Origin of the sequence: Empedobacter sp. UBA3239 (assembly GCF_002362875.1) — a bacterium.
GTDB classification, from domain to species: domain Bacteria; phylum Bacteroidota; class Bacteroidia; order Flavobacteriales; family Weeksellaceae; genus Empedobacter; species Empedobacter falsenii_B.
This window is the reverse complement of sequence record NZ_DEVJ01000034.1, coordinates 1-23,312: the sequence shown is the minus strand read 5'-3', so window position 1 is coordinate 23,312 and position 23,312 is coordinate 1. Positions and strand designations below refer to the sequence as shown.

The following is a 23,312-nucleotide window of genomic DNA, read 5'->3' as shown; positions in this document are numbered from 1 at the left end:
AGAAATATTAACAACTTAAAAGTTAATATTAACTAAATGCACTTCTTGTTCAATATAATATATTTATAAGTCATATTTTGATTCAAAAAAAATAATTATTATTTATTAAATTCAGTTTTAAAATTCTTAACTTCATATTCAATTTTATAAATCTATTAAATGCCTCAATATCAAAATGTATTAGACAGTCCAAACACCAATACTATTTTTATGGTTTGGAATTTCAAGGAAAATACTGCTTACAAAGATGCTTTCAAAAAGCTTTGTGCTTTAATTATCAATCTCAATCATTCAGCCAATACACGTTTTCCAAAAACGCAATCGAGCGTTATTTTAGGAATTAGTTACGATGCTTGGATAAAATTAAATTTACCAAAACCTTTGCCAAAAGAATTGAAACCTTTTGTTGCTATTAAAGGAGAAAAGCATGAAGCCGTTTCTACAAAAGGTGATATTCATTTTCATATCCGCTCTACGCAACAAAGCTATTGCGTTGATATTGTTTCTAATTTGACTGATTTATTGAATGATATTGCAACTTGTCAAGAAGAAATTCATGGTTTTAGATATTGGGATGGTCGTAGTATTTTAGGTTTTGTCGATGGAACTGAAAATCCACAAGGTGACGAAAGAATAAATTTTGGTTTGATTGGTAATGAAGATTCTGCCTATACAAATGGAAGTTATTTATTTGTGCAAAAATACATTCATGATATGCAAGCTTGGAAAGATTTACCAATTTCTGAACAAGAAAAAGTAATTGGAAGATCTAAAGTTGATGATATTGAAATGAATGACGATGAAAAACCTTCGAATTCACATTCTGCATTAGCAAATGTTGGAGATGATAAAAAAATTGTTCGAGATAATATGCCTTTTGGAAATATGTCGACAAATGAAATGGGAACCTATTTTATCGCTTATGCCAGAAAATTTAGCATTGTAGAAGAAATGTTAGAACGTATGTTTGTTGGTGAACCTATCGGAAACTATGATCGAATATTAGATTTTAGTAAAGCTAAAACTGGAACTTTATTTTTTGTTCCTTCTTTTGATTTGTTAGATCAATTTTCTAATTAAAAATAACAAAAAAGACCTTTTTCGAAATCGTAAAAGGTCTTTTGATTTTATAAAATCAAGGTTATTTATTCTTACGAGTTCCGTAAAAATATAATGAATGATTATCAATTTTGATATCAAAAATATCTTCTATCGTTTGTTTAATAGATTGGATTCTTGGATCACAAAACTCCAATACTTCTCCTGTATCAGACAAAATAATATGGTCATGATTTTTGTCGAAATATGATTTTTCGTAATGCGCTTGTTGATCTCCAAACTGATGTTTACGCACCAATTTTGCTTCCATCAAAAGCTCGATAGTATTGTATAAAGTAGCACGACTAACGCGGTATTTCTTATTTTTCATTTTGATATACAACATATCAATATCAAAATGATCATCTGTAAAATAAATTTCCTCTAAAATAGCATAACGTTCAGGTGTCTTACGATGTCCATTGTCTTCCAAAAAATTCGTAAACACTTGCTTTACTATTTCGTAATTACTTGATTTTACTGATTCGTCTGTCATATAAAAAATTTGTGTAAATATACAGAATATTTCCTTATCAATGTAACGAAACAACTTTCAATTCGTACGTTTTTTCTATCTCTTGATAGTAAATCTTTATAACAACGCATAACTAACAATATATCTATATAAGAAAATGTATAATCTTTCAAAATTATTTTATCCTTTACACCACAAAGGTTAACTTTGCACACGATGGAAGAAAATTATTTAGAAAAACTGAACGAACCACAGCGTTTGGCTGTAGAAGCTACCGAAGGTCCAGTAATGGTAATTGCGGGTGCGGGTTCTGGAAAGACGAGAGTGTTAACTTATCGCATTGCTCATTTACTAAATAAAGGAGTTGATGCTTTCAATATATTGTCTTTAACATTTACCAATAAAGCTGCCCGAGAAATGAAAGAACGTATCGGACATGTGGTTGGTGAAGCAAATGCAAAAGCACTTTGGATGGGAACCTTCCACTCTGTTTTTGCGCGTATTCTACGTGTTGAAGCTCCGCTTTTAGGTTATCCATCAGATTTTACAATTTACGATCAACAAGATGCAGTTTCTGTAATGACAAAGATTATTAACGAAATGCATTTAGATAAAGATATTTACAAAGCAAAACAAGTTTTGGGACGTATTTCTCAATACAAAAATAACTTGATTACAGTTAGAGCTTACCACAATAATCAAGCTTTAATTGAGGCAGATAATGAAGCAATGCGCCCTCGAATGGGTGATATTTACAGAGCTTATGTAGATCGTTGTTTCAAATCTGGTGCAATGGATTTTGATGATTTATTGTTGCGTACCAACGAAATTTTGACGCGTTTTCCCGAGGTTTTAGCAAAATATCAAGAACGTTTCAAATACATTATGGTAGATGAGTACCAAGATACCAATCATTCTCAGTATTTGATTGTAAAAGCATTGGCTTCTCGTTACGAAAACCTATGTGTAGTTGGAGATGATGCTCAATCTATTTATGCTTTCCGTGGAGCAAATATTCGAAATATTTTATCATTCAAATCAGATTATCCTGACGCGAAATTGTATCCATTGGAACAAAATTATCGTTCGACACAAATGATTGTGGAAGCTGCAAATCAGATTATCAAACAAAATCAAGATCAATTAGAAAAAAATGTTTGGACTGCAAATGAAACTGGTGAAAAAATAGCCGTTTATCGTGGACTTTCTGATGCTGATGAAGCGCGCTATATTGCTACGCAAATTTGGGAAAGACAAATCAATGAACATCTTCAACCAAAAGATTTTGCTATTCTTTATCGTACCAATGCTCAATCTCGTGCGTTAGAAGAAGCCTTAAGAAAAAGAGGAATTCAGTACCGTGTTTATGGCGGAACATCTTTCTATCAACGCAAAGAGATTAAGGATATGGTTGGTTATATGCGATTATTGATTAATCAAAATGATGAAGAAGCTTTATTGCGAACAATCAATTATCCTGCGCGTGGAATTGGTCAAACGACTATTTCAAAACTTTTGGTTGCGGCAGATCAACATCAAATTAGTTTATTTTCTTTGATTGAAAATATTGCGATGTATGCTCCAACCATTGGAATAAATGCAGGAACATCAAACAAATTGAATGATTTTGTGTTGATGATTAAGCGTTTCCAAGTGATGCTAAAATCACATGATGTGTACGAAGTGACGATGGAAATGGCTAAAACAACACAATTGTTGAATGCGTTGAAAGAAGATTCTACACCAGAAGGTGTTTCTCGCTTAGAGAACGTTCAAGAGTTGTTAAATTCGATCCAAGGTTATGTAGAAGAACAACAACAATTAGACGAAGGAGATGCTTCTTTAGGAGGTTTCTTAGAAAATATTGCTTTAGCAACTGATGCGGATAACGAAGAAGATGAAGATAATAAGGTCAATTTGATGACGGTCCACTTAGCAAAAGGTTTAGAATTCCCTGTTGTATTTATTGCAGGTTTAGAAGAAAATCTTTTCCCTTCTATGATGAGTGTTAACACGCGCGCTGAGTTAGAAGAAGAACGTCGCTTATTTTATGTTGCCTTAACGCGCGCTGAGAAAGTGGCTTATATGACCTATTCTGTTTCACGTTTTCGTTGGGGAAAAATTATCGATTGTGAACCTTCTCGTTTCTTAGAAGAAATTGATGATAGTTTCTTAGAATGGAAAAATCTGAATATTTCTGCAAGAGCTTCTAATAATAGTGGATTATCGGCTGATTTATTTGGAGATGAACCAACACCACAAAACTATCAACAACGAGAAAAATCAGTTGCAAGACCAAATCCAAGAGCTCGTGTAGAACCAGCTCAACCAAGGTCAAATTTCAAACCAGTAAATCAAACAAAAAGTAACGCTTCATCAACAGCAAATGCACAAGGTTTGCAAATTGGTCAAGTTGTCATTCACGATCGTTTTGGACGAGGAATTGTGAAAGATTTGCAAGGAGAACCATCAGATATGAAAGCAATTATTCATTTTGATAATGCAGGAGAAAAAAAATTACTCTTAAATTTTGCAAAATTAAAAATCATCCGATCATAATAAAAAAACAGAAAAAGGTTACAGTAATTTGTAACCTTTTTTATTTGTATTTAACCAATTACACACCTTTTATCAAACTAAAGGTTTAAATAATATATCTTCAAAATTTAGAATAAAATTCTTGCTTGTATTTATTTTTTCGAATAAATAAACAGATTAAATCTTATAATTAAGATTTTTTTAGCATTTTAGCACCAAAAATAAACACAAGAACAAAAATTTTTTACTCAAATGGATGATATCATCAATCTAATAAGTAGCTACGTCTGGTCATATGCCTTGATTGGACTTTGCGCTTTAACAGGAATTTACTTCTCTATTCGCACCGGATTTTTACAAATAGTCTACATAAAAGACATGGTTCGCTTGCTATTTAGTGGAGAAAAATCGGACAAAGGAATCACTCCTTTCCAAGCTTTTTCTTTAGCAATTTCTGGTCGTGTCGGAACCGGAAACATTGTTGGCGTTGCAACCGCAATCGCAATGGGAGGACCTGGAGCAATTTTTTGGATGTGGTTTATCGCATTTTTAGGAAGTGCATCTGCTTTCATAGAATCTGCATTAGGACAGGTCTACAAGCAAGAAATCGATGGAGAATATCGTGGAGGTCCTTCATACTACATCGAAAAAGGTTTAGGAATCAAATGGTACGCAGTTTTGTTTGCAATCATTACAATTATGAGTTGTGGATTATTATTACCAGGCGTTCAGTCGAATAGTATTTCATCTGCTTTGAATAACGCGTTTGATATTCCTATTTATAATTTTGTAGGTATTCCAATCAACATTGTAGGATTCGTCATTATTGGATTATTAGCCTTGATTATTTTTGGAGGTGTAAAACGTTTGGGACAAGCTTCTGAATTTATCGTTCCTTTTATGGCAGGCGCTTACATCTTAATGGCAATCATTATTATTGGAATGAATATCCATCAAGTTCCATCAGTTTTACGATTAATTTTTTCATCAGCTTTCAATCAAGAATCACTTTATAGTGGTGTTTTTGGATCTGCAATTGCTTGGGGAATAAAACGTGGAATTTATTCTAACGAAGCTGGTCAAGGAACTGCTCCTCATGCGGCTGCGGCTGCGGAAGTAAACCATCCTGCACAACAAGGTTTGGTACAAGCTTTTTCTGTTTACATCGATACATTATTTGTGTGTACAGCAACTGCTTTTATGATTTTATTTACAGGAAAATACAATGTGAATCACCCAGAAAAAGCGGGAAGTTTCATTACTCAAAATCTTCCTGGAGTAGATTATACAGGTTTTACGCAAGCTGCTGTTTCAAGTCATTTTCCTTCATTCGGAAATAGTTTTGTTGCAATTGCTTTGTTTTTCTTTGCTTTTACAACGATTATGGCTTATTACTATTATGCTGAAACGAATATTACATACATTTTCAAGAAAGGAAATAGAAAAGTATATGTATGGATTTTACGTGTTTGTTTTTTAGGTGCTACGTATTACGGAACAATCAAAACTGCTGAAACTGCTTGGGCAATTGGAGATATTGGTGTTGGTCTGATGGCTTGGGTAAATGTTATTGCTATTTTATTATTAAGCGGAGTTGGGCTTAAAGTCTGGAAAGATTATAAAGACAAACGTAAAAAAGGAATTAAAAATCCTGATTTCAATCCTACTGAAATCGGAATTAAAAATGCTACTTTTTGGGAGAACAAAAATAAATAACGCAAAAAAACCACTTCTTTTGAAGTGGTTTTTTTGCTATTAAAAATTATGATTATTGGGCTTGAGTAAACTCTAAATTCACCAATAATTTTACTTTATCAGAAACCACTAATCCTCCAGCTTCTGTTACTTGGCTCCATCCTAATCCGTAATCTTTACGATTAATTTCTCCTGAAAATTCGAATCCGGCTCTTTGTAATCCCCATGGATCAGTGATAACTCCACCAAAATCTGCATTTAATGTAATTGGCTGTTTTTCACCACGAATTTCTAAAGTTCCATTAATTTTTCCGTTTTGAATACCTGAAGTACTTTCAAATTTCATTTCTGGAAATTGCTCAGCAGCAAAGAAATCAGCTGATTTTAAATGTTCATCACGATCTGCATTTTTTGTATTGATTGAATCTACTTTTGCATCAAATTCAAATTTTGCATCAGAAAAATCATCTGAATTAGCTTCTACATCAGCATTGAAATGATCAAAATTTCCTGTTACTGTAGAAATTACCATGTGTTTTACTTTAAATTGGACTTCTGAATGAGAAGGGTCTAAATTCCATTTTGTTGCCATAATGTTTTATTTTTTATTTGTTATTTAAATTGATTTTATTTATCCTATTTTGAATGATAACATTCCTAATGATCCATAAATTAGTTTGTCATTAAAAAGTGTTACTTCCTCTTCTTTTCCTTGTAATGCTAATGCGTAAATAGCTGGCAAATAATGTTCCATAGATGGGACAGCAAGATTAAATGCGCTACCTTTTTGTACAAAATTGAACAATTCATCGTGATTACCTTTTTGAACAAAATTCTTGAATGTATCATTCACTTCATAAGCCCAATCATAACCAGCATTTGGCTCGCTCCAATTTAATGCTCTCAAATTGTGTACAACATTTCCACTTCCTACTATTAATATACCTTTACTACGCAAAGCGTCTAATTCCTTCGCTAATTCGTAATGCTCTTTTGGCGTTTTATAAACATCCAAACTCAGTTCTATCATCGGAACATCTGCTTCTGGATACAAAAATTTAATCACACTCCAAGAACCGTGGTCAAATCCCCACATTTTATCTAAATCGACGTCTGTTGTTTTAATTAAATTTTTGACCTTTGTAGCCAATTCAGGACTTCCTGGTGCTGGATATTCAACATCGAATAAAGCTTGTGGAAAACCATAAAAATCGTGAATCGTTTTGGGTTGTTCTAAAGCCGTAACTTTAGTTCCTTTCGTTTCCCAGTGTGCCGAAATACAAATAATTGCATTTGGTTTTGGGATTGTTTTTCCAATATTCTTCCAACCTTCTACAAAAATATTTTCTTCGATTGCATTCATCGGAGAGCCATGTCCTAAAAATAAAACTGGCATCTTATCAGTTATAGAAAAACTTGAAGTTATAGATTTTAACGTATTGAAATCCACGATTTTTATAGTATATTTTATTTATTATTATTTAGCTTTTGGAGCTGCAAATTCTAAGTTAGATGTTAAGGTAACAACATCACCTACAACAGCTTCTGGGAAATTACCACCGATATTAAAATCACTTCTTTTTACATTTCCTTTTACTGTAAATCCGTACGTTTTAACTCCGTTATTGTTGATACTTCCGTTGTAAACTAATTTTAATGCTACTGGTTTAGTTACTCCGTTTAATGTTAAATCACCAACCATTTTAAATTGATTTCCTTTAACACGTGTAATTCCTTTTGAAGAGAATTCTAGTTTTGAATTTTTTGCTGCATTGAAAAAATCTGCTGATTTTAAATGATTATCACGTGCCTCTATTCCTGTATTGATTGAATTGATATCTGCAACTACATGAAATTTTGCATCGCTTAAATCTTCTTTTGTAAAGTTTAAATGAACATCAAAATTTTGGAATTGTCCTTCAACATCAGAAATTGTCATGTGAGAAACAGAAAAACCTAATTTTGAGTGCGCTTTATCATTTGTATAATTTTGAGCAAATGCAGACATTGAAGCTGCTGATAACATTAACGTGAATAATAATTTTTTCATAACGAATGATTATTTGATTGTTTTTAATTAATTATTTATTTTGATAGGACAAATTTAACTCAGTCATCAGCGAGATTTCATTGACATAAGATAAGAAATTAAAAAGCTTTATTTTTCATCTAATAAACGATAAAATTGTATCAATTAACATTCCAAAAAGTAAAGATTTTGAATTCGTTAACAATAAAAAAACACTTCAATAGAAGTGTTTAATATTATTTTACTGGACTAAAATACCAGTAGATAGATGTTTTTTTATTCTCGACTTCCAAATATTCTGGAAATGCTTGTGGTAGTAAATGTAATTCTTCCGATTTTTTCAAATCTGTTAGAATCTGACGTAAAGGATATCCTTTTTTACGATCGTGAGGAAAATATCCTTTTTCAATTAAGAAAGGCATCATATCCTTCGTTTTTACACGTTCCAACTTATTTTCTGTTAAATAAGCCTGAATATCTTCGCTCATTTTTTTGACCACTTCGCGATCTACTTTAATATATTCGTTTCTCTTCATATAATTTTACCAATTACCATTCATGTGCGTCAAAATCATAGGACCTTCAGAAGTAACCAAAACAGTATGTTCGTGTTGTGCAAAAACGCCAGGTGCATTTCCTATCATTGTCCAACCATCCGCTTGCTCAATTGCTTCGTAAGAATTTTCTGAAATAAAAGTTTCCAATGCAATAACTGAATTTTTACGGAATCGACGTTTATCATCAGGGTCTCTGAAATTCATCAAATCCAATGGTTCTTCGTGCAATGAACGCCCTACTCCATGACCAGTTAAATTCTCAATCACATGATAATGATGTTTTTTTGCTTCTTTCTCAATAATTCCACCAATATCAGCGATTTTAACTCCAGATTTTACAGCCGCAATTGCTTTTTGAAGCGCAGAAATAGATGCATCAACAATTTTTTGATAACCATTCACATCTTCTCCAACAACAATAGAACCTCCATTATCAGCCCAAAAACCACCTAATTCTCCAGAAACATCAATATTAATCACATCTCCGTCTTTCAAAATTTTATCGGCTCTTGGAATTCCGTGACAAATTTCTTCATTCACGCTTAAGCAAGTATAACCAGGAAATTGATACGTCTCGAAAGGAGCTGATTTGCAACCAAATTTGTGCATAATCTTCGCTCCAAAATCGTCCAATTCTTTTGTTGACATTCCAGGTTTTACATAATCTTTCATCTCTTTAAGAGTAACGGCTACAGCTTCGCTGACTTTTTTCATTCCGATTAACTCTTCTTCTGTCTCTATAATCATTGCTTAAATTCTATTGATTTCCTTTTCAGAAATCATTTGCAAATTTACGGGTATTTGTAACGATTATTTGCTTATTTTGATAGAAATTCGTGATTATTGTATGATAGATTATATTGTTGATTGATAAAGAAGTATATCAATCATAATGAAAACGACATTTCGCAATTTGAATTTCATCTTCTACAACACGATATATTAACCGATGTTCATGATCTATTCTTCTCGACCAAAATCCTGCATATTTATGTTTCAAAGCTTCTGGTTTCCCCAGACCATCAAAAGGATTTCGAGCAATACCTTTAATCAATTCATTGATCTTTTTCAATTTAGATTTATCTGTTTTTTGCCAATACAAATAATCTTCCCATGATTCATCAACAAAAACGATTTTCATCTATTCTTCAATTAACTCCTTTGTAAACGTTTTCTGAGTTTTTAATTTCTCAATTGCAGCATCCAAACGCTCTTCATTTTTGCGAGAAGAAAGCTCATGATTCGTAGCCATTAGCGAATTATACTCTTCTAATGACATAATAACAACACCAGAATTTTTTCCACGATTAATAATCAATGTTTCAAAATTATTCGTCACACGATCAAAATATTCTTTCATATCTTTTCTAAATTCAGAAATACTTGTTATTAACATATGTACAATATTTTGTACAAAAAAAATATAATTAGTTATAAATAAACCTGATTAACAAAGTTTTAAAAATAAAAAAATCCGTCAAATTGACGGATTTAAGTTTATATTTTTCTAACGATTAATCTGCATCATAGATTAATACTCGTTTTGCTAATTTATTTGGACCATTCAAAAACTCGATATGTTGTGGATGTTTTTGATACGTCTCAAATTGTTCCATCGTTTCGAAAGCTGCAAACAAAGAAAACGAATACGAAGCGTCGATAACATCTCTTTCGATATTTGCTGGTGTTCCAACATGAAAAAATGCTGAAGGAGCAATCGGTTCTAAATCTTTCAAAGCTTGATGAAATGTATTCACTTCAGCTTCTGTAGCGTCGTCTTTTAACCAAAATAATACGTGGTGTGCTAACATAAAATTCTATTTTTTAGTATGCAATTTGCATTTTTACTTTCTTATTTTTTACTTTTTGACCGTTCAATTTTTTCAATAAATCTGGAACTTTTTTACGGTTAATTGCAACATACGAAGTAGTATCTTTTACTTCAATAATTCCGACATCGTTTTTCTCCAAACCTCCTTTTTTAAATAAAAATCCAACAATATCAACTTTGTTTACTTTGTCTTTTTTTCCTGCAGAAATATAAATAGTTTGGTAAGGTGTGCGTTCAGGAATTTTATATGTTCCACCTAAATTTTCGATAGGTAAATTTTCATCTACAAATGGGAAATGTTCTTCATTACTGATAATTAAATACACAAAACCTTTCGCATTCATACGTGCTGTACGCCCATTTCTGTGAATAAAAGCGGCTTCTTTTGCAGGTAATTGATAATGAATAATCGAATCTACTTCTGGAATATCCAAACCACGCGCAGCCAAATCTGTTGTAATTAAAACTCGAACCGAATCATTTCTGAATTTCAGTAACGCACGTTCGCGTTCGTCTTGTTCCATTCCACCATGAAAACTTTCACGCGCAATTCCTTTTTCATGCAACAAATTACTAATACGGTCGACAGCATCACGGTGATTACAGAAAATCAACATGCGTTTGCTTCCAATTTTGCAAATCAAATTAAATAAAGTATCCAATTTTTCTTCTGAAATGGTGTTAACCACTTTCATATGTAAATCAGGCTTTACCTCGATTTGTTTTAGATAGCTCACAATTTTTTCGTCATTCAATCCAACAAATTCTGGAATGTTTTCCATTTCTGTAGCAGAAGTCAAAATACGTTGTTTCAAACCAGAAAGTTGCTCAACAATAAAACTCATATCTTCTTGAAAACCTAATTCTAACGCTTTATCAAACTCGTCTAAAATTAAAGTTTGAACAGTCGAAGGATCAAAGTTTTCATTACGCAAATGATACGCAATACGTCCTGGAGTCCCAATTAATACAGCTGGAGCTTCTAACAAAGTATTTTGCTCAACTTTTGTATTGTGACCTCCATAACAACACGTTACTTTATAATCAGATTTCATCGATTTGAAAACTGATTCGATTTGTAAAGCTAATTCACGAGCAGGAACTAAAATTAAGGTTTGAACACCTTTTATATTTGGGTTTATATCTCTTAAAGTCGGAAATAAAAACGCCAATGTTTTACCAGATCCTGTTGGTGATAATAAAATTAAATCTCGTTGATTTTCGGACATTTTGAATGCTGAACGTTGCATTGCATTCATATCTTTGATGCCCAAATTTTTATAAAGTAAATCGATTTGCATGCTGCAAAAATAGTCTATTCTTTCGAATTAATCATTTTTTGAAGCTGTAGAAATCTTATAATCTTCCATAAATTCATCAAAAAGATTCATGATTTCGAAGTGATTTTTATCTAATGTATTTCCATCAAACGAAACAACAGCGCCATAGATTTTATTCCAAAATCTCATACGTGCTTGTAAGAATTTCTGCGTTTCGTTATGGATAAAATCGTCTGCATCAATAATTTTTATATTAATGACACGTTGGCGAGGCAATTTCAGTTCTTCAATTTCCAAAATTTTTCCCCATTCAATATAATTCAAATGATCCGTAGGTTTGTAAACGATTCCTTTTTTATCAATCAATAAAATCAATTGTTTTTTCATCAATTTTTTGATTGAAACGATGATGAATAGTAAACTTGGAACAAATAAAACTCCGCTTAAAATTTTTGCAGTTTGCGGAGAATTAACTTGATTGGCGTTTAGAAATAAATAAATTGAACAAGCAAAAAATAAAAGACTACCGAATAATAATCCCCAATTGCTTGTTTGTTTTGCATAAACTTTAACTGAATTCAACTGATTTTGTTTTTACAAAAATATAGATTTTAATCTTAATTAAAGGTTATAAAAAAGAGTCTCAAAAAACTGAGACTCTTATTAATTATCCAAAAATTTCTTGGTATTGTTTCTTGTATTTTTCTAAAATAATTTTACGTTTAAATTTTAACGTTGGCGTTAATTCTCCACCTTCTACGGTCATTTCATTTGGAATAATTGCAATCTTTTTGATTTGCTCCCAATGTCCAAAATGATTATTCAGTTGATTGATTTCATCTTCTAATTTCTTTTTGACAACATCACTTTTCTGGAATTCATCATGAGAAAGATTTACAATTTCTGGAGTATTTGACTGCGCCCATTTTTTGAGATTTGTATAACTCGGAACTACAAAAGCACCAGGAAACTTCTCTCCTTCTCCAACAACCATCAATTGCTCGATGAATGGCGATTCTACCATTTTCATTTCTATTTGTTGCGGAACAATATATTTCCCTCCAGAAGTTTTGTACATCTCTTTTTTACGGTCAACAATTTTTAAGAATTTATTGTCAACCCATTCTCCAATATCCCCCGTATATAACCAACCATCTCTGATTTCTTCGGCAGTTTTTTCTGGTAAATTATGATAACCCATCATCACAATATCACCTTTTACTAAAATTTCGCCATCATCGGACAATTTTACTTCAACACCTTTCAACGGAGGTCCTACAGTGCCTATCTTTTTCCCTCGACGAAAACAATTCACCGCAATTACTGGCGAAGCTTCTGTCAATCCATAACCTTCATAAATTGGAATTTCAGCGGCTAAAAAAACGCGAACAATTCGTTGTTGAATCGCTGCACTTCCCGTTACAATGGCTTTTAATTCGCCTCCAAGTCCTTCGTACCATTTGTGTAAAACTAATTTTCGAGCAATTGTTAATTTCAAATTATAACTTGCAGAACGCTGATCATCTTCTAACACAAACTCATCGCCAACTTTTACAGCCCAATCAAAAATAGATTTCTTAAAACCTGATAATTGAGCTCCCGTTTGCATGATTTTTTCATAAACTTTTTCAATCACACGAGGAACAGCCGTAATCATATGCGGTTTGATTTCTTTTAAATTATCGCCAATCTTCTCCATCGATTGTGCAAAATATATAGAAATTCCCATGTAAACATACAAATACTGAATCGTTCGTTCATACGCATGACAAGCAGGAAGAAAGGTCAAAGCACGATCATAAGGATCAAGTGGTGTTGAATATTCGCAAGCAATAACATCTGCAATAATATTTTTATGCGACAACATCACGCCTTTCGGATTTCCCGTTGTTCCTGATGTATAGATTAAAAAAGCTAAATCTTCGTGCTTTACATTTGCGGCACGTTTGTCTATTTCTTCTTGTTGAATTGTTTTTCCTTTTTCGATTAAAACATTCCAACTTTCTGTATTTCCAAATTCATCAATCGAGTACAGTTGCTCTAATGAAGGTAATTTTGTTTTGAGTTGATTGATTCGCGTATACAAATCGAGATTACTTGTAAAACACAATTTTATAGCCGAATCGCTAAAAATATATTCGTAATCGCTGTCAGAAATATTCGGATAAATCGCTACCACAACAGCTCCGATTTGTTGTATCGCATAATCTATCATATTCCATTCGACACGATTTTCTGAGATTAATCCCACTTTTTCACCTGGCTGAACTCCACAAGCGATCAATCCTTTTGAGATTGCATCAACATGTTCTAAAAAAGTTGTGGTTTTCATTGGTTTCCATTCTCCATTTTGTTTGGATACAAACATGGATAAATCAGGAAACTTTTCCAGCTGACGTTTTGGTAAATCAAAAATTCTGGTTGCTTCCATAGCGTACTTATAGTTTTGTAATTTTGAAAAGAATTCGTCGAAAATAACGTAAAATGATGAGTTTTTCAAAAATTTTATCTTCAACTTAAAAAGAATTATATTCGTCATAACTATTACAATTATGAAATATCTAATTTTACTTCTCTTATTATTTTACTCTTGCAGTTCTGATTTTAAAAAGTCTTATATAATTGGAGATATTAAACTATATGAATTACAATGTTCTGGACACTATTATTTGAGCACTGATAATTGTGATTGTAAATATTTACCAACTAATTATTTTATTCCAAAAGGAGAAAATGATTCATTTTTTGAATTATTCTTAAGAGAGAATAATGGTAAACTTCAAGTTAATTCACTTTATAATGAATTTGAAACTCATGGAAATATCAAAGAGAAAGTAGATTTTATTATATATACCGATAACGCTTCTTTTATGGATAGTATTGAAAAAGTAAATTATACTGTGATTCGTGGTTATACTAAAGAAAGAATGAATCCATAAAAAAATCCCTCAACTCATGATGAATTGAGGGATTTTTTTATTTATAAATTTCTTCGAATTCTTTCTGATATTTCTTTAGAATAACTTTACGTTTTAATTTCAAAGTTGGAGTTAATTCTTCACCTTCTATCGTAAATTCGTGCGCTAAAATTGCTGGTTTCTTAATCTGTTCCCAATTTCCAAAAAACTGATTTGCTTTACGAACTTCTTGATTAATTACTTTATGAACTTCTGTAGATGCTATGAATTCATCTCGAGAAAGATTACTAATTTCAGGTGCATTTTCTTTTGCCCATTCTTTCAGATTTGCATAATTCGGAACAATAAAAGCTGACGCAAATTTTTGCGCATCACCAACAACCATTGCTTGCTCAATAAAATTTGATTCGACAAGTTTTGTTTCAATTGGTTGAGGAACCACATATTTTCCTCCAGAAATTTTGAACATTTCCTTTTTACGATCAATAATTTTCAAGAAATGACCTTCTCCTTCCTCCCAAACTCCAATATCACCTGTGTGCAACCATCCATCAATAATGACCTCATCGGTCGCTTTTTGATTTTTATAATAGCCCATCATCACATTAGGGCCTTGAACCAAAATTTCACCATCTTCGGCTAATTTTACCTTAACATCTTTTATTGGTGAACCCACAGTCCCTATTCGAACACCTAATTTGTGAGGATTATTTACAGTGATTAAAGGCGAAGTTTCTGTCATTCCATATCCTTCAAAAAATGGTAATCCAGCCGCCATGAAAACACGCGCAATTTTACCTTGCAACGAAGTACTTCCCGAAATAATATATTTGAAATTTCCTCCTAACGCTTCATAAAATTTATTCAAAACTAATTTTCGAGCTAAAGCTAACTTCACATTATAAATCAAAGATCGTTTCTTCGCATCAGGCTCATATTGAGCAGCTATATCAATCGCCCAATCAAAAACTTTTCGCTTTTTTCCTGTTAAAGTACTACCTGTTTTCAGAATTTTCTCATAAACTTTTTCCATTACACGAGGTACAGCAGTCATGATATGAGGTTTTACTTCATTGATATTATCACCAATTTTTTCAAAACCTTCGGCGAAATAAACCGTTACACCAATATATAAATAAGTATAAATTACAGTTCTTTCGTATGTATGACAAGGCGGTAAAAAAGTCAAACCTCTTGTTCCTTCTTCTAACACTACAATTTCTTTTGCCGCAATAAAATTCGAAACCAAATTATTATGAGATAACATTACACCTTTCGGTTTTCCTGTTGTACCAGACGTATAAATTAAAGTTGCTAAATCTGAATTTCGGACAATTGAACTAAGGTTATTTACATATTCGTCTGTAATATCTTTTCCAATTTCTTTTAATTCTGACCAATTTCGAGAATCTGGGAACTCATTAATAGCAAAAACGTATTCTAAACTATAAATTGTGCCAAACATTTTATTGATACGTTCATACAAATTTTTTGTACTTACAATACACAATTGTATTTCTGCATCATTGAAAATAAATTGATATTCAAAATCTGTAATATTTGGATAAATCGCTACTACAACAGCACCAATTTGCTGAATTGCAAAATCAATTACATGCCATTCATAGCGGCTTTCACATACAAGTCCTACTCGATCGCCAGGTTTAACTCCCAAAGCCAATAAACCTTTAGAGATTTCTCTTGTTTGCGCAATAAATTCGGATGGTTTTGTAAACTTCCATTCGCCATCTATTTTACTTGCAAACATATTATGATTGGGATAAAGTTCTTGTTGACGATAAGCTAAGTCAAAAATTCGTGTAGGATTATTCATTTTCTAAATACTAAACTTTATAAAAAAGAGTGCAAATTTGGTTCAAAATTTTCATAAATCAGTTTTATTTCATGAAAAAAGCAAGATTAATAAAAATCTTGCTTCATTATTTTTCTAAAAAATTGATGTTTTTATTGATAAATTCCGTCAATTTCTTTTTTATATTTTTCTGAAACGATTTTACGTTTCATCTTCAAAGTTGGTGTTAATTCTCCCGCTTCAATTGTAAATTCATAAGATAATAAATGAAATTTTTTAATTTTTTCCCAATTTCCAAAATTGATATTTAATTTGTTGATCTCATTTCCTATCAATTCATAAATTTTTGGATGTGTTAAAAACTCTTCACGAGGTAAATTAATCAATGAAGATTCATTTGTTTTTGCCCAATCAATACAGTTTTCATAAGAAGGAATAACCAAAGCAGCCGGGAATTTTCGTCCTTCTCCAACTACCATAATTTGTTCGATATAATTAGATTCGGAAAGAATTTTCTCAATTTGTTGTGGCACAACATATTTTCCTCCAGAAGTTTTGAACATTTCTTTTTTACGATCGATAATTTTTAAGAATTTATCATCAACCCATTCACCAATATCGCCCGTATACAACCAACCATCTTTCAAAACTTCAGCAGTCGCTACAGGATTTTTATAATATCCTTGCATGATATTTTTACCTTTTGCTAAGATTTCTCCATCTTCAGCTAATTTAATTTCGATATCAATCAGAGGAATTCCGACAGTTCCGATTTTCATTCCACGTTTGATACAATTTACAGATAAACAAGGTCCGGCTTCTGTTAAACCATAACCCTCGTAAATTGGAATTCCGGCTGCTAAATACAATTTTAATAAACGAGTTTGTAAAGTTGCACTTCCCGATGCAATTCCTTTGACATTACCGCCAAGCGCCGCTTTCCATTTCGAAAAAATTAATTTTCGAGCAATGTTTAATTGAAATTTATACCAAGCAGAAAGTTTTGATTCATCTAAATCATACTGTTCTCCTAACGAAATTGCCCAAAAGAATAAAGCTCTTTTAACTCCTGTTAATTGTTCTCCAGTCGCCATGATTTTATCGTAAACTTTTTCTAAAACACGTGGAACAGCCGAAAAAATATGTGGCTGAACTTCTTTCATGTCTTGCCCAATTGTATCCATTGATTGCGCAAAATAAATTGGCAAGCCCATTTTGATGTACACATATTGAAAGACGCGCTCATACGCATGACAAGCAGGTAAAAAGGACAACGCTTTATCATTCGCTTTTACAGGAAAAGAATATTCGGAACTATTGACATCAGCCAATAAATTTTCGTGAGAAAGCATAACACCTTTCGGGTTTCCAGTTGTTCCAGAAGTATAAATAAGAGTTGCTAAATCCGTAGATTTTACATTGTCCATCTTCGTTTGTAAAATATCATCAGAAATAGAAATTCCTTTCGAAATTAACTCAATCCAATTTGGTATATGCGGGTAAGTATTAAATGTATAAACTTGTTCAAGATTTGGAATACGATCTTTGATTCCTAATAATCGTTGATACAACGCGTCATTGCTCACAAAACAAAGTTTAATTTCGGCATCATTTAGAATAAATTCGTAATCATTATCCGAAATATTCGGATATATTGCCACAACAACAGCTCCAATTTGCTGAATTGCAAAATCTACTAAATTCCATTCTAAACGATTTTCGCTGATTAACGCAATTTTATCATTTGGTTGAACACCATTTGCAATCAAACCTTTCGAAATATTATTTACTCGATTGATAAAATCTGTTGTCGAAATTCCCTTCCATTCTCCTTTTTCTTTGTAATTAAAAATCGAAATGTTAGGTGTATTTTTTTCTTGAAATCGAGGTAAATCGAATATTCTTTGTGGTTGTTTCATATTCTTGAAATAAGGATACAAATTTCTACTAATTCTTTCTACTTTAGAAATTATTTACTCATTCTTTTCTCAAAAAAATTAAGTTTATTATCAATAAAAATCATTTTATTTTTTTGCAATAATTATACTATACTCTCTTTCAACTTTTTCGCCAGCTTTGCTAATTACACTTTCTGAAAATGTTTTTCTATTTTCAATAGAAAATTTAGCTGATTTCAATAATTTTATCACTTCATCTTCTGTGTATAAATTGAAGCCAAATTGAGTAAAAGGTAAAGTTTCCATAAATTCCTTTTTAGCAAAAGTAAGAGCAAATTCCCCATTGAATTTCAAGACTCTATAAATTTCACTCAAGAAAAATTTAGGATTTTTCCAAAAATAGATTGTATTCACTGTGAAAATTTTATCAAAACGTTTTTCATAAAAATGAATTCTTTCATCCATAATTATTTCAAACCTAATATTTGCATTCAAATAATCAGAATTGTTCATGATAGCACTATTTTTCATGACCTGTGAAAGTTCTAAACCAATATATTCTAAATCCTTTGCTTGATTCAATACATAAGGTAAATGCTTACAATTTCCATGACCTAACTCTAATATTTTGTTCTTTATTTTGTAATTGTAAATGATCTATTGTCGTTTTTATCATTCCAAAATTACTTTTATTTATTTGCTCACCAACTTCAATTCCATCGTCTCCATTTGGACAGCTCAATTGTTCCGCAAGATTTTGTAAATCAATATTATTTTTCATTAAATTTATTTATATAGAATAATTCTAAATTAATAAATATTAATCATTGTACACGTGATTTTAATCATTTAAAAATTACATCTTATCTTTGAAAAATAGTAAAATAGATGAAGGATATTATACGAACTGAAGAAGAAGATGATTTCAAATTGTTTTGTTTGGAATCTGTAGCAGATATTGAAGAGCAAAATGATTCACAATTATTGGAATTTTTGGAACATTTGGCGCGAGAATTTCAGATTACAAATGTTTATAAAACGACTGATAGCTTTGAAGGTTTCGAAGAAAGTTTGACCAATCTTCTTTATCATGATAAATATTTTAGAGATTATAAAATCATTTATTTAGTTTTTGAAGGCGAAGGAAATCAAATTCAAATTGATGATTATTACTATAGTTTGGAAGAAGTAGCAGAAATTTTTCAAGGAAAACTAACCGATAAAATTGTTCATTTTGCAAATACAATGAGTTTAGATTTGGAAGAAGAAAGTTTTCAATATTTTATTGATGTTACAGGGGCAAAGGCCTTATCTGGATACGTAAATCCTTCTCCGATTTTGAGTACAATTTTAGATCAATATTATTTTTGTTTAGCCAAAGAAATTGATGACGAAGAAGAGCTTGTACATGCATTGTTTGATAGACATGCCAATATATGCCTAAAATTAGGATTTAGATTATATCATTAAAACTAAATTAACTACACAAAAAACTTGGAGATATTAATACTTTAGTTAAAATGAAAAGTGCACACTTATATACAATTTAAAATTATAGAGATAGAAACTGCAAGATTTAATTCTTAAAAATAATGTATAAAAAATTACATTAATATAAACTTAAACAATTCATTTATGTATTTTAAGATAAATGCTATATCATTTTTTTAATTTTATTACCATAAAATGCCCTCAAACAGTGTTTAACTTTTTAGGAGCAATCTGCATTTTTGAGATTTTATTATTATTTCAATTTCTCTTTCAAGAATTGAGCTGTGTAGGACTCTTTTACTTTGACAATCTCTTCTGGTGTACCTTCAGCAACCAAATAACCACCTTTCTTACCTCCTTCTGGTCCAAGATCTATCACCCAATCGGCAACTTTGATAATATCCATATTATGTTCAATCACAAAAACTGAATGTCCCAAATCAATCAAAGCACGTAATGCTTTAATCAATTTCTGAATATCATGGAAATGCAGACCTGTAGAAGGCTCATCGAAAATAAACAAGGTTTTGTTTGTTGTTTCTCCTTTCGTCAAGAAAAAAGCCAACTTTACACGTTGCGCCTCCCCTCCAGAAAGTGTATTCGACGATTGCCCAAGTTTTACATAACCCAAACCGACATCTTGCAATGATTTCAGTTTTTCGACAATTTTATTTTGCTGATGCGTTGCAAAAAAGTCAATTGCTTCATCAATTGTTAGATTTAAAATATCTGAAATCGATTTTCCTTCGAATTTAACTTCTAAGATTTCTTTCTTGAAACGTTCGCCATGGCAATCTTCACAAACCAGCTCTACATCAGCCATAAACTGCATTTCGATGGTAATTGTCCCTTCTCCTTTACATGCATCACAACGTCCGCCATCTACATTAAACGAAAAATGTTTTGGTTGAAATCCCATCACTTTACTTGCTTTCTGATTGGCAAATAAATTTCGGATATCATCGTAAGCTTTTACATACGTCACAGGATTAGAACGCGAAGATTTCCCGATTGGATTTTGATCGATTAACTCAATTCCTTCCAATTGTTTTAAATCTCCAACTAACTCATCAAAATCACCGATTTTATTTCCAAAAATCTCAAAATAACGCTGAACCGCTGGTGCTAAAATATCTTTCATTAAGGTAGATTTCCCTGACCCCGAAACACCTGTAATAACGGTTAATTCGTTCAGAGGAAATTTAACATCAATATTTTTTAGATTATTTTCTCTTGCTCCAATAATTTTTAAATAATTAGGAGATTTTAAACGTTTTTTAGGAACTTCAATCTCTAATTTTCCGTTCAAATATTTAGATGTTAATGTATCACCTTTTAATAATTCATCATAGGTTCCTTCAAAAACTACTTCACCTCCATTTGTTCCCGCTTCTGGACCAATATCGATGATATAATCAGCAGCTTTCATGATATCTTCATCATGTTCTACCACAATCACTGTATTGCCCAAATCGCGTAAACGATGTAAAATCGTAATAAATTTGGCTGTATCACGCGAATGTAAACCAATCGAAGGTTCATCTAACACATACATCGAACCAACCAAACTACTTCCCAAAGAAGTTGCTAAATTGATACGTTGTGATTCTCCTCCAGACAACGTATTCGAAGCACGATTTAGCGTTAAATATTCTAAACCAACATCTAACAAAAACGTTAAACGCGACTTAATCTCATAAATAATTCGACCCGCAATTTGCTGATCATAATCGTTAAATGTAATACTTGTAAAGAAATTATTCAACTCATTCAAAGATAAATCAACCAAATCATTGATGGATTTATCCGCAATTTTCACGTAATTCGTTTCCTTACGCAAACGCTTTCCTTTACAAGTTGGACAAGTTGTTTTACCACGATAACGAGACAACATTACACGATATTGAATTTTGTATGTATTCTCCTCAACCATTTTGAAAAAACCGTCTAATCCTTCCCAGTCGTTATCTCCGTGCCACAAATAGTCTTTTTGCTCTTCGGATAACTCAAAATATGGTTTATGAATTGGAAAATCTACTTTTTGAGAAAGTTTGATAAAATGATTTTTCCACTCGCCCATTTTCTCACCTTTCCAAGCTACAACTGCATCTTCGTAGATTGACAACGATTTATTTGGAACGACAAGATTCTCCTCAACTCCAATTACTTTCCCGTAACCTTCGCAAGTTGGACAAGCTCCATAAGGATTATTGAAACTAAAGAAATGAATAGTTGGTTCATTAAAAATCAAACCATCTGATTCGAATTTATTTGAGAAATATTTTACCGAATTATCTTCTACATTTACAATCGCCATTTCTCCTTTTCCTTCGAAAAAAGCCGTCTCGATAGAATCTGCCAAACGATGATAAAAAGATTCTTCGTCCTCTGTTGGCAAAGCGATACGATCAATGACAAGATGAACATCATTTTCGGGTTGAGGTTCGAAATTAAATGAAATTAAATCTTCAATTTTCACTTGATTTCCATCGACACTCAAACGTGTAAACCCTTGCTGTTGAAGAATATTCAAATGTTCTGCAAACGAACGCTCTTCTGGCACAACCAATTTTATTTGAAGAATAAATTTAGTTTCAGCCACAAAAGTTTTTAGATAATCAATCGCATCCGTTACCGAATCTTTTTGAACTAATTCTCCTGTAATCGGTGAATATGTTTTTCCAATTCGTGCGTACAACAACTTTAGATAATCATAGACTTCTGTCGTTGTTCCAACTGTAGAACGCGGATTTGTAGAATTTACTTTTTGCTGAATCGCTATTGCTGGCGCTATTCCTTTGATATAATCAACTTGAGGCTTATCCAATTTTCCTAAAAACTGACGTGCATAAGACGATAAACTTTCGACATAACGACGCTGACCTTCCGCATACAACGTATCAAAAGCCAAAGTAGATTTCCCAGAACCAGACATCCCAGTAATCACGACTAATTTATTTTTTGGAATCGCTAAATCAATGTTTTTTAAGTTGTGCAATTTTGCACCTTTAATCAGAATAAATTCTTTCGGATCAAGTTGATTGATATCTTTTTTCATCGTGGCGCAAAGTTAAGTTATTTTAGAAAGTTAAACTTAATCGCAACAAAAATTAGTCATAAAATATAACGTATAAAAAAAGAAAAGATTTAGTTAAAATATAAAAGCGCATCAACATGTTGACGCGCTTTTTCAATAAAAAAATAAAAATTTATACCTGAAATAATAAATAATTTTCTTCGTTTAACTCTTGATATCCAACATCGTACACATAAAAAATCGTGCCATTTTTTGATTCATCTACATTTGTAATGTACTTAAAATCAAAGTTTCTCAAACTCAATTCGTTTTTATTTACCGAACGAGCTCCTTCTTCTAATAAAGTTTTTAAGATACGATTATTTTTTCTTAATCTGTTGTTAATATTTCGTACAATTTCTACTTTATCACGGTTAAGATTATTATTATAAGAATTTCGACAAAAATCATTACAAAACTTTTTGTCTTTTCTGCCAAATAGAGTTTGGTTGCACTGTAGACATGTATTCATAAGTAGTTTTTAGTGTTGTATGTACAAATATATAAAAAAAGTTATTCAATTTACAAATACTTAACATTATGTATTTTATCTTTAAATCAAATTCATAAATATTTAGTAAATGTTTATCATCATAACCGGTAGTGCATTTGT

Annotated in this window: 23 protein-coding genes; 5 read left to right on the top strand and 18 right to left on the bottom strand. The window is 31.7% G+C overall.

Features of this window, described 5'->3' with window-relative positions; translation table 11 throughout:
* The first annotated feature begins 159 nt into the window (after nucleotides 1–159).
* Nucleotides 160–1,080 (top strand): Dyp-type peroxidase, encoded by a 921-nt coding sequence (locus tag B4G36_RS04530; RefSeq protein WP_291062336.1) that lies wholly within the window; start codon nucleotides 160–162, stop codon nucleotides 1,078–1,080.
* A gap of 61 nt (nucleotides 1,081–1,141) precedes the next feature.
* Here the strand turns inward: B4G36_RS04530 and B4G36_RS04525 are convergent, their stop codons facing one another.
* A complete protein-coding gene (locus tag B4G36_RS04525; RefSeq protein ID WP_038331681.1) occupies nucleotides 1,142–1,594 on the bottom strand; it encodes a Fur family transcriptional regulator in 453 nt (150 codons plus the stop codon).
* A 195-nt stretch (nucleotides 1,595–1,789) separates the two neighbouring features.
* On the opposite strand from B4G36_RS04525, the gene B4G36_RS04520 reads away from it, so the two are divergent.
* Nucleotides 1,790–4,132, top strand: a complete 2,343-nt coding sequence (locus B4G36_RS04520) for an ATP-dependent helicase (RefSeq protein WP_291062334.1) — start codon at nucleotides 1,790–1,792, stop codon at nucleotides 4,130–4,132.
* A 231-nt stretch (nucleotides 4,133–4,363) separates the two neighbouring features.
* Complete coding sequence (locus B4G36_RS04515; RefSeq protein WP_291062332.1) at nucleotides 4,364–5,827, top strand: alanine/glycine:cation symporter family protein; 1,464 nt, start codon at nucleotides 4,364–4,366, stop codon at nucleotides 5,825–5,827.
* Between the two features lie 52 nt (nucleotides 5,828–5,879).
* Here the strand turns inward: B4G36_RS04515 and B4G36_RS04510 are convergent, their stop codons facing one another.
* From B4G36_RS04510 to B4G36_RS04460, 11 genes are all read right to left on the bottom strand, one after another.
* Nucleotides 5,880–6,398, bottom strand: a complete 519-nt coding sequence (locus B4G36_RS04510; RefSeq protein WP_291062330.1) for a YceI family protein — start codon at nucleotides 6,396–6,398, stop codon at nucleotides 5,880–5,882.
* 39 nt (nucleotides 6,399–6,437) lie between these two features.
* A complete protein-coding gene (gene ygiD, locus B4G36_RS04505; RefSeq protein WP_291062329.1) occupies nucleotides 6,438–7,202 on the bottom strand; it encodes a 4,5-DOPA dioxygenase extradiol in 765 nt (254 codons plus the stop codon).
* An 81-nt stretch (nucleotides 7,203–7,283) separates the two neighbouring features.
* Nucleotides 7,284–7,856 carry a YceI family protein gene (locus B4G36_RS04500; protein WP_180906725.1) on the bottom strand — a complete coding sequence of 191 codons (573 nt, stop codon included), beginning with the start codon at nucleotides 7,854–7,856 and terminating at the stop codon, nucleotides 7,284–7,286.
* Nucleotides 7,857–8,071: 215 nt separating this feature from the next.
* Nucleotides 8,072–8,371 (bottom strand): hypothetical protein, encoded by a 300-nt coding sequence (locus tag B4G36_RS04495; protein WP_291062326.1) that lies wholly within the window; start codon nucleotides 8,369–8,371, stop codon nucleotides 8,072–8,074.
* Between the two features lie 6 nt (nucleotides 8,372–8,377).
* Nucleotides 8,378–9,139, bottom strand: coding sequence for a type I methionyl aminopeptidase (gene map, locus B4G36_RS04490; protein WP_115000652.1), 762 nt, complete (start codon nucleotides 9,137–9,139; stop codon nucleotides 8,378–8,380).
* Between the two features lie 136 nt (nucleotides 9,140–9,275).
* A complete protein-coding gene (locus tag B4G36_RS04485) occupies nucleotides 9,276–9,533 on the bottom strand; it encodes a Txe/YoeB family addiction module toxin (RefSeq protein ID WP_221855067.1) in 258 nt (85 codons plus the stop codon).
* Nucleotides 9,534–9,788 carry a type II toxin-antitoxin system Phd/YefM family antitoxin gene (locus B4G36_RS04480; protein WP_291062324.1) on the bottom strand — a complete coding sequence of 85 codons (255 nt, stop codon included), beginning with the start codon at nucleotides 9,786–9,788 and terminating at the stop codon, nucleotides 9,534–9,536. It abuts the gene before it with no gap.
* 118 nt (nucleotides 9,789–9,906) lie between these two features.
* Nucleotides 9,907–10,203: a Dabb family protein gene (locus B4G36_RS04475; RefSeq protein WP_180906722.1), complete on the bottom strand. Its 297-nt coding sequence runs from the start codon at nucleotides 10,201–10,203 to the stop codon at nucleotides 9,907–9,909.
* Between the two features lie 13 nt (nucleotides 10,204–10,216).
* Entirely contained in the window at nucleotides 10,217–11,524 is a 1,308-nt protein-coding gene (locus tag B4G36_RS04470; protein WP_291062321.1) for a DEAD/DEAH box helicase, read from the bottom strand.
* A 27-nt stretch (nucleotides 11,525–11,551) separates the two neighbouring features.
* Nucleotides 11,552–12,085 (bottom strand): STM3941 family protein, encoded by a 534-nt coding sequence (locus tag B4G36_RS04465; protein ID WP_291062319.1) that lies wholly within the window; start codon nucleotides 12,083–12,085, stop codon nucleotides 11,552–11,554.
* A gap of 85 nt (nucleotides 12,086–12,170) precedes the next feature.
* A complete protein-coding gene (locus tag B4G36_RS04460) occupies nucleotides 12,171–13,934 on the bottom strand; it encodes an AMP-dependent synthetase/ligase (RefSeq protein ID WP_291062317.1) in 1,764 nt (587 codons plus the stop codon).
* A 121-nt stretch (nucleotides 13,935–14,055) separates the two neighbouring features.
* Here B4G36_RS04460 and B4G36_RS04455 point away from each other — a divergent pair, with 121 nt between their 5' ends.
* Nucleotides 14,056–14,442: a hypothetical protein gene (locus B4G36_RS04455; protein WP_291062315.1), complete on the top strand. Its 387-nt coding sequence runs from the start codon at nucleotides 14,056–14,058 to the stop codon at nucleotides 14,440–14,442.
* 37 nt (nucleotides 14,443–14,479) lie between these two features.
* Here B4G36_RS04455 and B4G36_RS04450 read toward each other — a convergent pair whose 3' ends face one another.
* The 4 genes from B4G36_RS04450 to B4G36_RS04435 form a co-directional block, all read right to left on the bottom strand.
* The gene (locus tag B4G36_RS04450) at nucleotides 14,480–16,255 is read right to left on the bottom strand and encodes an AMP-dependent synthetase/ligase (protein ID WP_291062313.1); all 1,776 of its coding nucleotides are present in this window, start codon (nucleotides 16,253–16,255) and stop codon (nucleotides 14,480–14,482) included.
* Nucleotides 16,256–16,386: 131 nt separating this feature from the next.
* Nucleotides 16,387–18,153: an AMP-dependent synthetase/ligase gene (locus B4G36_RS04445; RefSeq protein ID WP_291062311.1), complete on the bottom strand. Its 1,767-nt coding sequence runs from the start codon at nucleotides 18,151–18,153 to the stop codon at nucleotides 16,387–16,389.
* A 105-nt stretch (nucleotides 18,154–18,258) separates the two neighbouring features.
* Nucleotides 18,259–18,714 carry a class I SAM-dependent methyltransferase gene (locus B4G36_RS04440; protein ID WP_291062310.1) on the bottom strand — a complete coding sequence of 152 codons (456 nt, stop codon included), beginning with the start codon at nucleotides 18,712–18,714 and terminating at the stop codon, nucleotides 18,259–18,261.
* A gap of 16 nt (nucleotides 18,715–18,730) precedes the next feature.
* Entirely contained in the window at nucleotides 18,731–18,913 is a 183-nt protein-coding gene (locus tag B4G36_RS04435; RefSeq protein WP_291062308.1) for a hypothetical protein, read from the bottom strand.
* A gap of 107 nt (nucleotides 18,914–19,020) precedes the next feature.
* On the opposite strand from B4G36_RS04435, the gene B4G36_RS04430 reads away from it, so the two are divergent.
* Nucleotides 19,021–19,602 (top strand): DUF6642 family protein, encoded by a 582-nt coding sequence (locus B4G36_RS04430; protein ID WP_291062306.1) that lies wholly within the window; start codon nucleotides 19,021–19,023, stop codon nucleotides 19,600–19,602.
* 274 nt (nucleotides 19,603–19,876) lie between these two features.
* On the opposite strand, the gene uvrA is transcribed toward B4G36_RS04430, so the two are convergent.
* The gene (uvrA, locus tag B4G36_RS04425) at nucleotides 19,877–22,681 is read right to left on the bottom strand and encodes an excinuclease ABC subunit UvrA (protein ID WP_291062304.1); all 2,805 of its coding nucleotides are present in this window, start codon (nucleotides 22,679–22,681) and stop codon (nucleotides 19,877–19,879) included.
* 151 nt (nucleotides 22,682–22,832) lie between these two features.
* The gene (locus B4G36_RS04420) at nucleotides 22,833–23,171 is read right to left on the bottom strand and encodes a hypothetical protein (RefSeq protein WP_291058774.1); all 339 of its coding nucleotides are present in this window, start codon (nucleotides 23,169–23,171) and stop codon (nucleotides 22,833–22,835) included.
* Nucleotides 23,172–23,312: the final 141 nt, after the last annotated feature.